At 37.1% G+C, this 14,015-nt stretch carries 5 protein-coding genes; 2 read left to right on the top strand and 3 right to left on the bottom strand.

What is annotated here, in order from left to right; genetic code table 11:
* The first annotated feature begins 287 nt into the window (after positions 1-287).
* Both ACIQYG_RS13885 and ACIQYG_RS13880 read left to right on the top strand, forming a co-directional pair.
* Positions 288-464 (top strand): hypothetical protein, encoded by a 177-nt coding sequence (locus ACIQYG_RS13885; protein ID WP_402838868.1) that lies wholly within the window; start codon positions 288-290, stop codon positions 462-464.
* Positions 465-787: 323 nt separating this feature from the next.
* Complete coding sequence (locus ACIQYG_RS13880) at positions 788-2,179, top strand: hypothetical protein (RefSeq protein ID WP_402838867.1); 1,392 nt, start codon at positions 788-790, stop codon at positions 2,177-2,179.
* A gap of 439 nt (positions 2,180-2,618) precedes the next feature.
* Here ACIQYG_RS13880 and ACIQYG_RS13875 read toward each other — a convergent pair whose 3' ends face one another.
* From ACIQYG_RS13875 to ACIQYG_RS13865, 3 genes are read right to left on the bottom strand one after another with little or no spacing between them, the layout of a single operon-like run.
* The gene (locus ACIQYG_RS13875) at positions 2,619-3,350 is read right to left on the bottom strand and encodes a thioesterase II family protein (RefSeq protein ID WP_402838865.1); all 732 of its coding nucleotides are present in this window, start codon (positions 3,348-3,350) and stop codon (positions 2,619-2,621) included.
* Between the two features lie 20 nt (positions 3,351-3,370).
* On the bottom strand, positions 3,371-6,274 hold the full coding sequence (locus tag ACIQYG_RS13870; protein ID WP_402838863.1) for an amino acid adenylation domain-containing protein: 2,904 nt from the start codon (positions 6,272-6,274) through the stop codon (positions 3,371-3,373).
* Entirely contained in the window at positions 6,271-13,950 is a 7,680-nt protein-coding gene (locus ACIQYG_RS13865) for an amino acid adenylation domain-containing protein (protein WP_402838862.1), read from the bottom strand. Before ACIQYG_RS13865 ends, ACIQYG_RS13870 begins: the two co-directional genes overlap by 4 nt.
* Positions 13,951-14,015 lie beyond the last annotated feature (65 nt).

The raw sequence follows: 14,015 nt of genomic DNA, 5'->3' as shown, positions 1-14,015 counted from the left end.
TAAAAAAGTTTAAGAAGTTCATTTTCTAATATTACTTCAAACCCTTTTTGTTTAAAACTATCAAATTCTTAAAAACGGCTATAAACCAGTAGATTTAGGCTGTTTTTATAGCCTTATTTTCACTATTTATACTATATTGTACAAACTTTTTTTCTATTAATGAATAAAATAACTTGAAAATAAAAAAGAGGTGATTAAAATAAACCCGTTTAATCCTATTCCACATTGTAAACCTTTTGTAGATACCACATATAAAAATCATAACAAATGTGATCATAAGAAACACGATGATTGTTGTAAGAAAAAATGCTGCGATGATGACCATCACTTTGATTTTTGTAAGAAAAAACGCTGCGATGATGACCATCACTTTGATTTTTGTAAGAAAAAATGCTGCAATGATGACCATCACTTTATTTGTTGTAAGAAGAAACACTGCTTTGATAACTTTTGGTAAATGGTAGTTTGTTAAATGGAAAGTGCTTTGATCCAGTACTTGATCAAGGCACTTTTTTTAATATATTACCAAATATAGTTTATATAAAAAATACGAATTTCTTTAAGTACCTGCCCCTTTAGTTTACTAGCATTATCTTATACAACATTCCTCTATTTCAACTAAGTCTTAAGTAAAAGAAAAAACACTTTGACCCAGTAATCTCATCTTAAACTCGATATCTACACCATAAGTTGAAAATAAGATAAGCCTTTAAATTTTTGAAACAACTCACCACCCCGTACCTCCCTCATAATCTGTAACTAGGCACATTTATGAGGGGGACGGATCATGGAGATGGAATTAACGGCACTCCATTGGATTTATGTTGTTTTTATTGCATTGATAATCGGGTTTATGGTAAAACGTCGTGATACTACCCTCATCTGCATAATTGGTATTTTCCTTTTGGCTTTAGTGGCTACAGGCAGTTTAGCCTCTTCCATAAGCGGGATATTCAACAGCTTCATTTTCGCAATCACGGAATTAATGTCCACGATATTAATCATTTCCATAATCGTTGCCATGAGTACGGTTTTAACGAAGTCGGGCATTAATGATGTCATGATTGCACCGTTTGCAAAATTCATTAAAAATCCTACACTTGCCTTTTGGGTAATCGGAATCGTCATGATGATGATTTCCTGGTTTTTCTGGCCATCACCTGCCGTTGCCTTACTTGGGGCTGTTCTGCTTCCCGTTGCTTTACGGGCTGGTTTACCTGCACTCGGAGTGGCGATGGCGATGAACCTTTTTGGTCACGGAATAGCATTATCGGGGGATTTCATCATTCAGGCTGCCCCTAAGCTAACGGGTGATGCGGCTTCCATACCAGTCGGTGATGTCATTGCTGCGAGCATCCCCCTTGTCATTACAATGGGGGTCGTCACCACCCTCTCCGCCTTTATCCTTTTAAAGCGGGATATGAAGCTTGGAAGAATCCAGCCTGCGGATAATGAGGGACTTGTCCAAGATCAAACAATCAGTGAAGATTTGCTAACACTGGCACAAAAGAAGTTTTTTGCCGTTTTCATTCCGATTGCCTTTCTGTTGGATGTTGTGGCATTGTCGATTTTGAAATTGCAAGGCGGAGATGCAACGGCGTTGGTTGGCGGTACAGCCGTATTCATTCTGTTGGTTTTATCCCTTGTCGCACATAAACAACAAGGACTTGAAAAATCAACGGCCTATTTGATTCAGGGGTTTCAATTTGGCTTCAAAGTATTCGGACCCGTCATTCCGATCGCCGCATTCTTCTATTTAGGTGATTCTGGATTCAATCAGATCATCGGTGACTACTTACCAAAAACATCCCTCGGCATCGTCAATGACCTCGGTGCCGCCTTAGCTGCCTCCGTTCCTTTAACGAAAGAAATAGCAGCCGTCACATTAACGGGCATCGGTGCCATCACTGGCTTGGATGGATCGGGCTTTTCAGGCATTTCTTTAGCGGGATCTGTCGCCAAACTTTTTGGCACGGCAATCGGAAGCGGAACTGCCACCTTGACTGCACTCGGGCAAATAACCGCGATTTGGGTTGGTGGAGGTACCCTGATTCCATGGGCACTGATACCAGCCGCTGCCATATGTAACGTCAGTCCCTTTGAACTTGCCCGCCGGAATCTGCTTCCGGTAACCATTGGTTTAGCAGTGACTACGATTGTCGCAATGTTCCTCATTTAATCGATTTACGCCGATTTGTGTGGACTTTAAAACACACGGAACGGCATCTCAATTTCCATTTCCATATTTAAAGGAGGTTCGATTGGTCTCACCCCGAACCGTGAAATAGAATTGGTTATCCTTCATGTTTTTTACTTTTTTATAATGATGATCTCTCATTGATTGAATAAATTAGCGATACTCATGCCGAATAACTGGCTAGCCGAGGGCGGACCTACTTCCAATCTACATCCAAAATCTAAAAACCAATAAAAAACAGTAGATAAACTCGATTTTCATTGAGTTTATCTACTGTTTGAAAGGACTGAATAAATCAGTCCTTTTTTTAGATGAAGATTGGGTTTCATGCTTATCCAAGCGGATATGCCAAACTTACATTAAATTTTGACTTCTGAAACTAATTGGCGGAGCAAATTTTGGTACAAAACCGGCCGCTATCTTAAATGAGAACTTCACAACGACGGTTGAGTACATACTCTTGAATGATTTTTAAAACGATATCCTGGTTTTGCTTTATATAGAAATGATCCCCTTTTAATATATGCAATCCTTCAATATGTTCAATATATTCATTCCAGCTTTCGATACTTTCCTTCGTCACGGTATCATTCGATCCCAATAGCAAAACGGCTTTGTTTCCCACCTTTTTCTCGCGTTTTTTTTCATGGTGGTAGTTTGCTAATATATTCAAGTCCGACTGGATTATCGGAAGGAATATATTCATGAAATCTTCCGTTTCCAGGAGTTCCTTGTTTGTGCCCCCGATTTTTTCAAGCGATTGTTTTAAATGTTTTGTATTAGAGCAATCGATTTGATCTACTTTATAATTTGGAGACGACTTACTTGAAATGAATAAATGTTCAACTTTATTACCATCTCTCTCTTCTAATTTTGCCGCAATTTCATAGGCTACGATCGCACCCATGCTATGTCCAAACAAAGAGATGCTTTCCAGTGAATTCATTCGATGTTTCGTTTCCATTTCTTTCAATAATATATCCGTCAAATCCGTCATATGATCACATAATGGCTCACTATATTTACTGCCATGTCCAGGGTATTCCAGCGGGACTACCTCTATCACATCATCATCAAATTTCCATTCTCTATAAAAAGATGCACTTCCCCCAGCATAAGGGAAACAAAAAAGTGTTTTCTTCAGTCCTTTCATCCCCCTTCTCTTACGATCAATTATTTCAACATGTACTTCATAAAGCTTTCAACATACCTTGGATCAATTTCCGGCATTTTCATTGATAGCCTTTCCATGTCCTTCTTGGTTTTTGATTGCAGGATTTCCGACTCTTTTAATTTGGTTGATTCATCTATTAACTGGGACAAAGCACTTAATGAATGAATCTCGTTAGATTGTGTCTTTTCTTTTAAAGAGTGTAACCATTCTTCCAAATCCATATTGGAGTAAGGTATTTCATTTTTTTCGAAGAAGGAGGTCACGAATTCACTTGAAACTCTCTGATCATTGAACATATGATAGATCCCGAGCTTCTGATCCTCTTTTAATCTTGATATTTTGTAAATAAACTCACTTACAAAATCGACTGGCATCAATTCAAAATGAATTTCCTCTTTAAATGGCAATATCCTTTGTTCAATAAATGATTCGAAAACCTTGTACAACATATCCTTCTCATTCCAAACCCCGTTTGAATTAGATGAAATCCTGCCTAATCGGAAAATATCGATTGTAAGTCCAAGTTCCCTTGCTTGAAGTAGCAGTTTCTCGGCAACCCATTTGGACTGGCTGTACCCGATCATTAAATCGGGGGAGTAAACCAATTCGTCTTCCTCGTCCCATTTCCTTTCTCCGGTCAAGACAGAAAGCGTTGATGCATAATAAATGTTTTTCCGATTGTATGATGAAGCAAACTTAATGACTTCCACTACACCATCCACATTCGATATTTTTGATTTGCTATACGGCTCGAAGAAATTCGTTTCTGCACCGGCATGATACACATGAGAAACATCATTGCTTAATTTCTCATATGTCATATCATCCAGACCGAATTGATGTTTACTAAGATCCCCTTCAATTACAACGATTCGACTTACGAATTCATCCTGCCAAAGACCATATTTCATTAATGTATCTTTCAGCCTATTTCTTGAAGGAAACCTAACCAAACAATAGATTTTGATATCTTCCAATTCCAGTAACAATTTGTTTAATAGATGTGCTCCTAAAAAACCTGTTCCACCTGTAATCATCATATTTTTTTCAATTTGAACTGGTTTAGCGGATATTTCCTTTATTTTCCGCACCAACTCTCGATCGAGCATGGAATCCTTCTCCATCACTGCTTCCATGCTGCCAGATGAATCGACTTCAATTGCCTCAACAAATTTATTCACTGTATTATTTTCCAATAAGATTTGTAAAGTGGCTTCAGGAAGTACAGTTTCCTTCATTACATAGACCAGTTTTGTAGCTAAAATGGAATGGCCTCCATTTTCAAAGAAGTTGTCGTCCAATCCTAGACTTTGATTTCCTAATACATCTCTCCAAATCTCCAATACTTCTTTTTTCTTTCCAGTTTCTTGATTGGCTAAGGAAGTTTTATTTGACATGATATCCATTTCCAATAATTTCTCTTTATCCACTTTACCGTTGGCATTAAGCGGGAAATCATCCACTCTGACAAAAAAGTGGGGAATCATATAATTCGGCAATTCATTGTTCAGATAATCTTTAATATCCTTTTCAGCGTTTTCGGCTTTTTCATCTTTATGTTTGTAATAAGCGATAACATATTTTTCATCATTGATGTTTTTAACAGCAACTACTGAACTTTCAACCTTCATGTATTTATCAAGCTTGTCTTGAATTTCATTCAGTTCAATTCTAAAACCGCGAATTTTCACTTGACTGTCTTTTCGGCCTTTGTACAGGATCTCACCATTATGTAACCGGATGCCATGATCACCTGTTTTATACCACTTGGTCTGATTCAAGTCATCCATGATCAACGCTTGTCCGGTTAATTGCGGCTGATTTAAATAGCCTCTCATGACCCCTTGACCGCCAATGTAGATTTCGCCTATTTCCCCATCTGCTACCTCTACTTGTTCTTCAGATAGAATCCTGATTTCTACATTGCTCAATGGCTTTCCAATGGGAATAACATCTGCATCTTTGTCTTCGACCTCATGACAAATGGCAAAAGTCGTGCATTCAGTTGGCCCATACCCATTAATCAAGGAAAAATGACCGATTGTTTGCTTCAATCTCCTCACATGGGAAACCGAGATTTTATCTCCGCCAACCACAATTTTCTTTAATCCTTCAAAAATTAATGGATCCTCATCTACCATTGCATTGAAAAGACCTGTCGTAAAAAAAGCTACATCCACCTTTCCAATGGATATCGCTTCTTTCCAATCATCAAAAGAAGTGAACTCATTCGGCATCAAGAATAAAGTTGCTCCATTTAATAAAGCTCCCCATATCTCAAAAGTTGCGGCGTCGAAGCATGGGTTGGAAAATTGAGCCACTCTATTATTTTCGTTTATTTCAAGAATTTCAGAGTTCAGTACTAAATTGACTACACTCTTATGCTCTATCATTACACCTTTTGGCTCCCCGGTCGTTCCTGATGTATAGATGACATATGCGAGACCATTCTCCGAAGAACGGTTCACGGGAATATGCCCGTCCCTGCTTAGTTCATTCATCTCAAATGGAATTGGTTCGATATCCAATTCACTGAGCTTCCCTTCTTGACCATTAAACGATAAGAAGAACTTCATATCCGTATCTGCAAGCATATATTCCAATCTTTTTAATGGGTACTTTTCGTCAATTGGAACATAGCAACAGCCTGACTTAATTATGGCAAGCATCCCTATGATCAGTTCAATGGACCTTTTGCTTGGAATACCGATCATTGTTTCTTCTTGAATCCCCAAATCAATGATCCTTTTGGCAAGATTATCTGAAAGAATGTCTAATTCTTTATAAGTAATTTGACGTTCATTTTCACAAAGTGCCGCATTTGATTGATTATCTTCCACGATTTTTTTAAAAGCTTCAGTTATTGATATCAATTTATTCGTCGTCATCGATTTACTTATCATCGGGCCCCAACTTTCAAGTGATTTATTAATTCACCAATATATAGAAGCGTTTCATCTTCTAGTAGTTTTAAGAATATTTCTTGCATGGAATCCATAAAACTTAAAATTTCATTTTCGGCGAATTTACTGTCTTTATAAATGATTTTATAATGCAGCTTGGATTGCACTACAGCCGCGGAGAACGTAAGATCAAAATTGGTCGATTCGCTTCCAACTGAATTTTCGATCATGATTCGCGAATCCTCTGCCAGTTCTGTGCTCGGATAATTTTCAAATACAAATATATGTTGGAACAATTCTTTATCCCATGGAATTTTGGCGTATCGCTTTATATCCGTAAGTGAACTGAACTCATACTCTCTCATTTGTAATTGTTTGTTTTGAATAGCAGTAAGGTAGGATTGTAAATCATCATCCCAATCGATTTTTAACGAGAATGGCAGAGTATTGATCAATAAGCCTACAGCTGATTCAATATGCGGAATGCTGAGGTTCCTTCCTGAGCTTGTCACCCCATAGCATACTGAGTCACTTTCACTGAGGCAGGACAGGACGATGCCCCAGACTCCTTGAACGACTGTATTGATCGTCTTTCTATGCCGCTTGGATAATTCTATTAATCTTTCGGTAAGCTCTTCAGGTAAACTATATTCAATAACTTTATCCGATGTAACAGCTTCCTTATCCGTTTTCTTACCTACTAGTGCTTTTACTTGTTCAAAATCCTTCAATTCTTCATTCCAAAAAGCTGCTTCATCCTGTTTATTAATATTCCGGACATGATTCATGACTTGTTTATAAGCAATCTTGTGTTCATCACTGTCTTTTGCCATATTGGATGGACTTCGATAATTATCCAAAAAATGATTAATGACGATTTGCAGGCTCCAGCCATCAATTAAAGCATGATGATGTGTCCATATGAATTTATAGCGATGATCCGATAGCTTGATCAAGGTGATGTTCATGAGCGGACCATTCTCTAAATCCGTTTGTCTATTTTTGCTATGCTCTATAAGATTTTCTATCTTGGATGCTCTCTTGTCTTCACTAAACATCGTTAGATCCACATGATTAAACACATAATAAATGTCATTTAGTATGATTTGATAACGGTCACCCATTTGATTGCGCCTGAAAACAGATCTAAGAACGTCGTATTTTCTACAGGTTTCATTCCAAGCTTCTTCCAATTTAACAAAGTCCAGATCACCTATTAAATCAATCGATAGCTGTGAAATATATTCAGGACTTTGAGTTACTTCACTATGGAATAACATCCCTTCTTGAAGTGATGTCACTGGGTAAATCTCTTCAATGTTATTAAACTTATTAATGAAATGGGTGATCGTACTTCCATCGACTATTTTCTCAGCTTCAAAATCCGTTTCGACAATAGCTTCATTCAAATCTGCACTTCCACTTAAAATTTTGTTTAAGTGTACTTCAACTTCTTTACATATCATTTGGTAGTTTTCATTGTTGCTATCGCCAATAATATTCAGCATGAGTCTATTGTTTACGATGCTGGCGACAAAGTTGAGTTTATATGGAAATTTATAGTTCAAATCGATATTGCTGCTATTGGTTTGTTCCATATCACCAGTGTTATTGAACTGTCCAAGATAGTTGTAACTCACAAGGCTATCTGGATAGTTATGATTCCGGGTGGAAATATACTTTAGGATTCCAAAGTCGAACCCTTTATTTGGCACACTTCTTAATTTGTTTTTTGTATTTCTCAAGGTTGAGCCCAAAGACGCCATTCCTTTAATCCTAACTGGATAAATGGAGGTGAACCACCCTACCGTCCTTGATAGATCAATATCATCTTCAATATCCTCTCTGCCATGTCCTTCTAAATCGAGCCAAAACTCATCGATTCCCATTATATTGGAAAACGCATGGGCGATAACGGATAATAAGACTTCATCAATCGTCGTTTTATGTTTTCTTAAAGTGTTTTTAATAAGGTTTTGTGTTTGGTCCACATCCATTTGTATTTTGTACATGTTTTCAAAATCACATGTTTCTCCTAAGCTTTCCGTCAGCGGAGAAACCGGAATATTCATTTCCTTTTCCCAATATTGAACGGCATCGTCCGGTAGGTCAGTGTTCCGGTATTCGTTCAGTTTCTCGGACCATTGTTTATAAGAAGTCGTTTTTAAAGGCAGTGAAGGTTCTTGTTCATTCTTTATCTGTTGATAGCATCTTTCGAAATGATCAAGAAGTATCCTCCATGAAACACCATCAACCACAAGATGATGAATCACCCAAAAAATCCTTACCTCCCTTTGATCCCTGAATAGAAGGAACTTCATCATGGGGCCATTGTGTATGTTTAAACTTTGTTGGGCGTTTTCTTCTAGCTCCTTAATTACTTTCAGACTATTTTCATCTGTAAAACTTGAAACATGATACTCATAAAAACCGCATGCCGTATCAGCATTTGAAATATTGCCAATATATGAATCACCATGTTTTACAAATAACGTCCTTAATATGTCGTGCTGATCAATTAATTTCATGATGATTTTTTTATATTGTTCAGTCTCCAACGCATTATCCTTCATCAAAACGACTGACTGATTCCAATGATGGATATTCTCATGATTTTCATTAAAAAACCAAGATTGAATAGGCGTCAACGGTACATAACCTGATATTTTTTCTTGAACCACTTGTTTTTGCTCAAGCTCATTTACAATATTCCCTAGCTCACGTACCGTTTGGTATTCAAATAAATCTTTAGGCGTTATAAATAAATCTTTTTCTTTTGCAGCAGAGCATATTTGTATACTGATGATTGAATCACCGCCACATTCAAAAAAGTTATCTTCTGGTCCTATAGTTGGATCGTTTAAAACATTTCTCCATATTTTCAGAAGCTCTGTTTCAGTTTTGGACAATTCTTGCACATCCAGCACTTTTTCTTTCCTCTCATCCAACTGTTCAGTCCATTTCGGCAGGGATTTCCGGTCAACTTTTCCATTCGGCGTCAAAGGGAATTTATCCAGTTGCATAAAATGAGCAGGAATCATGAACGCAGGCAGTGTTTCTTTCAGTCTTCTTCTGATTGAATCCACCGAAACCTCATCATTCACCGTATAATAAGCAATTAGCCTTTTATTCTCAAATCCATCTTCCATTACCGTTACATAACTATCTTTGATTTCTGCTATTTTTCGTAATGAAACATTAACCTCAGATAGTTCCACACGGTATCCCCTTATTTTCACTTGATCGTCCGCTCTGCCTATATAAACTAATTCCCCAGCTTTGTTATGCTTTACTAAATCCCCAGTTCTGTAAACTTTTTCGTTAGGGTTGAATGGATTGGATATGAATCTTTCATTTGTCAGACTCTCATTATTCAGATATCCCCTTGCTAACCCCATTCCTCCGACATAAAGTTCACCAACCGTTCCTGCCGGAACTAGTTTCCGGTTTTCATCCAGCACAAGTGCAACCGTGTTAGTCAGAGGCTTCCCAATTGAAACAACGAATTCATCTGTAACATCCTCATTCGGGGGAAACATTTTAAAACTTGTACACACCGAATATTCAGTAGGCCCGTAGCCATTGAAAAACGATATATGCTTAAACTTTGAAACGAGCTCAACTGGACATTCAGAACCTGCGGATCCCAACACTTTAATAGTGCTCAATTCATTGATTGGCAGTTCCTTCAACACAGCAGGCGGTAAAATGATATGAGAAATTCCTTCGTGCTTAATTTGTTCAACAAGTTTACTCATGTCAAATTGATTTTCTTTATCTACGCTTATATGCAGCTCGCCACCGAACAATAGTGTGCTGAAAATCTCTATGACGGATGAATCAAAATTAAACGTAGCGAATTGCAGCACTTTAGCTGATGTATCTAAACACATCATTTTATTTTGGTTATAAACTAAGTTAATGATTCCTCTATGTTCCAACATGACTCCTTTGGGCCTGCCTGTCGTTCCAGAGGTATAAATGACATATGCTAAGTCTCGCTGATCCGCAATGTGAAGATTCTCTTTCATTAACAAATCCGATTCTTTTTCAATATCTTCAAAATATATTATTTTGGATGAGTCAATCAAACCATTCTTTCCGAGTTCTTTGTGACTCAAGCAATAGGAAATGGACGAATCTTCAACCATGTAGCTTAATCGTTCATTAGGATAATGAGGATCCAATGGGACATACGCAGCACCTGCTTTAATTACTGCCAACATCCCTGTCACCATATCAATTGATCGATTCACATAAATTCCGATTCTTTCTTCTTTAGAAATCCCTTTGCTTAGTAAATAGTGTGAAAGTCGATTGCTCTTATCATTCAATTCGCGATATGTAATGGTTCCAGGACCATCAACAATGGCTATCTTATCGGGAAATCGTTCAACAATTTTATGGAAGGCTTCTGGGATTGTGTCATTGATCCCCTCAAAGCGAATGGTTTCCCCCTGCCATTCTTCCAATAATACTTTCTCCTGCTTCTTACTCACGACAGATACCTTGTCAATGGATTGTTCAGGCTGATAAGTAATTTTCTTGATCCACTCCAGGAAATTCTCAGCTAACGATTGAATGGTTTGTTCATTGAAGATCCCTGAATTATACTCAAAGGCGAATAATAGCTTATCTTCATATTCTTCAGCAGCTAAACTCAAATCGAATTTTGCTGCCTTTGATTTTATTACTTCAGGCGTTATCTTTATGTATTCACTTTCCAATGCAGCTTTGGCATTATTTTGTAAAATGAAGACGGTTTGAAATAAAGAAGTGCTTGCTAAATTTCTTTCAGGGTTAATGACTTCAACGATTTTCTCCAATGTCATTTGCTGATGATCATAGATGTCGATGATATGGTCTGTATTTCTTTGAAGAATCTCTTCAAATGTTTCCTCATGTCCCAGCTTTAATCTAAAGGGAAGTGTATTGACAAAATAACCTATCGATTTTTCTGTCCCTTCAATCATTCTATTCGCCAAAGGACTTCCAACGATGATATCATTTTGACCTGTATATTTTGCTAGAAAAGACTGGTACATCGTTAGCAGTGTCATGAATAAAGTCGAGTTTTTTTCCAGGGACATCCGCTTTAAACCCTGGAGCTCTTCCCTTGTTAGTTCCACTATAAAACTACTGCCATCGTTGCGATTTTCTTTTGAACGCATCGTATCTAAAGGAAGCTCCAATTTAGGTAATTCCCCAGATAAGTTTGTTTCCCAAAATAGTGATTCTTCTTTAATGTTATTTTCCAACCAGTTTTTCTGCTCTAATGCAAAATCCTTATATTGTTTAAAGTCATTTCCAAGGATAAGTTCCTTTTCATTCACTTCACTGTCATAAAAAGATAACCATTCATCTAAAAATATACTCACTGACCATCCGTCAAAAACGAAATGGTGGAGATTCACAAATAAAACAAAATCTTTTTCACTCAATTTAACAAGTTTCACTGTCATGAGAGGACCTTTTTCAATTTCAAAGATTTCCGATTGGACATCATCTTCAATTTGCAGCATACGAGTCGTTTGCTGTTCAGGCTTTAACGCAGAGAGATCGATTTCATTTATTTTAATGTATACATCTTCCCTGATTTCCTGATAGCCTTTACCAGCTTTTTCACGGACGGTCGTCCTCAAAATCTCATGTCTATCAATGACATGATTGATAGCTTTTTCCAGCATCGAAGTATCCACTGTTCCAGTAATTTTATATTTTTGAGGGATATTATAATTGGCTGTCTTACCATTGAGTTTTTCGTTGAACCATAAAGCCTCTTGGTTACTGGATAAAACATGATCTTTTTGTTGCACTTCTATGTGCTCAATGTCATGATCTGAAATTTCATTAATGATGAAGGCCGTCAACGAATCGATTGTAGAATTTTGAAAAATATTTTTCAAAGTTAGAATTTGATTATATTCTTTGTTTAATTTTGTCAATAACTTCATGGCTAAAATCGAGTGTCCGCCCATTTCAAAAAAATCGGCATCTTTATCGATTTGACTTGTTGATAAGACTTCCAAAAATGTCTTTTCCACGAAAGATGAAACTACCTGCGTTTCATTTCTCTTAGGTGTACTCATTTCCTGAAAGATCTTATGATTTAGCATTTTCAATGTAGGATTTTCAAACAAATCAGCTAATTTCATATTCGCATCAAGTCTTTTATTTATTTTAGACACCATTTTCATGGCTGTTATCGAATGCCCGCCCAATTGAAAGAAATCACCATTAATATCGCTGTTCAAGAAAAACTCTTGCCATATTTCTTTAAGTCCTTGATTAACTGGTGTGGATGTGATCGAATGGCTATCCGTTGCTTGATCGTCTTTACTCACATTATTTTTAAGTTTTGAAAAATCAATATCCACAGATATTTCATCAATTTGCTGAACTTTAGTAATTTGATGGGCAATCTGCATGAAGGCTGATTGGATATCATTTACTAGCGAACGCTGTAAGAAGCAGGTATTAAAATACAATTTGCATTTAACCGTTTCTTTATTATCCTGGGCTTGTAACGATAACGGAAAGCTATGTGACTCTTTTCCGCCTTCGACCTCCCAGTTAATGCTAATGCCTTCATCTTTCGCCTCCGGATAATTTTCATAAACAAATAAAGTTTGGAAAATCGGATCGTCCTTCTTTAATTTCGTATGCCTTTTGATATCCACTAAAGAAATTTGGGAGTAGTCCAGCATATTGTTTAATGTTTCCTGGAATCGTTTCAGTAAATCGGTAACGCTGTCTGTATCGCTTATTTCAGCTATCATAGGAATCGTATTAATGAGCATCCCAACAATTTCTTCCGATTTGAATAAGTTATTCGACCTGCCAGAGCTGACGATTCCAAAGACTATTCGATTTTGATTGGACATTTCCTTTAGGAGGATTGACCAAATTAACTGCAGTAATACATTAAGCGTTACATGGTTTCTAGCGGCAAATTCTCTTAAAAGCTTACTTTGTGTTTTATCCAGCTCCCAAAAGAGATCATTTTCCTGTTGGTTTTCCTTCACATGTTTCATGACGGGAAATGTGATCGTCGGCTGCTCAATATCCTTTGCAAGCTCTTTCCAAAAACGATTTAAATCTTCCTCATCTGTTTTATTCATATACCGGATAAAATCTCCATATTGCTTTGGCTTTTCAATAAGTCCTTTGGAGTCTTTTCCCACAATTCGGCCGTAAATAACAAAGAGTTCATCGATGACTATGCTGGTGCTCCAGCCATCCAAAATTATATGGTGATGAGTCCAAATCAAGATAAACTGATTTTCTTCAATTTTCACTAACTGGAGTTTCATCAAATTGGAGTTATTCACATCCATCTCCTGAGATTCGGAAGTCACTCTCTGAATTTCCTTTAATTGTTCATGATCACTCAACTCTGTCATATCGATCATTTCCGGTTGATAATCCATTGTATTGAATACAACCTGAACATTATTTTCAATATTTTTAGAGATGACCTTCATTCTTAATGCTTCATGACGTTCTACAACCTGACTCCACGCCTCGAACAATGCATTCACTTCAAGAGCGCCTGTTATCCTGATTCGCATTTGAGAAATGTAAAGGTTCTCAGCTGTATTGTTCATTTCCAGTTCATAAAGGATTCCTTCTTGAAGCGGAGTTAATGAGTAGATATTCTGAATAGATTTCTCCAATTTTGCGCCTCCCGATTCCATTATCTTCGTGTCATCCATACCCGCTGACTACAATCATTCTATTA

Source organism: Peribacillus sp. NPDC096622 (assembly GCF_044762665.1).
In the GTDB taxonomy this organism is placed as follows: domain Bacteria; phylum Bacillota; class Bacilli; order Bacillales; family DSM-1321; genus Peribacillus; species Peribacillus frigoritolerans_B.
This window is presented reverse-complemented; position numbering and strand designations above follow the sequence as displayed.

Bases quoted from the DNA above. Each gene is read 5' to 3' on its own strand.
- ACIQYG_RS13875 (WP_402838865.1), bottom strand. From the start codon at position 3,350: ATGAAAGGACTGAAGAAAACACTTTTTTGTTTCCCTTATGCTGGGGGA.
- ACIQYG_RS13880 (WP_402838867.1), top strand. From the start codon at position 788: ATGGAGATGGAATTAACGGCACTCCATTGGATTTATGTTGTTTTTATT.
- ACIQYG_RS13885 (WP_402838868.1), top strand. From the start codon at position 288: ATGATTGTTGTAAGAAAAAATGCTGCGATGATGACCATCACTTTGATT.
- ACIQYG_RS13870 (WP_402838863.1), bottom strand. From the start codon at position 6,274: ATGATAAGTAAATCGATGACGACGAATAAATTGATATCAATAACTGAA.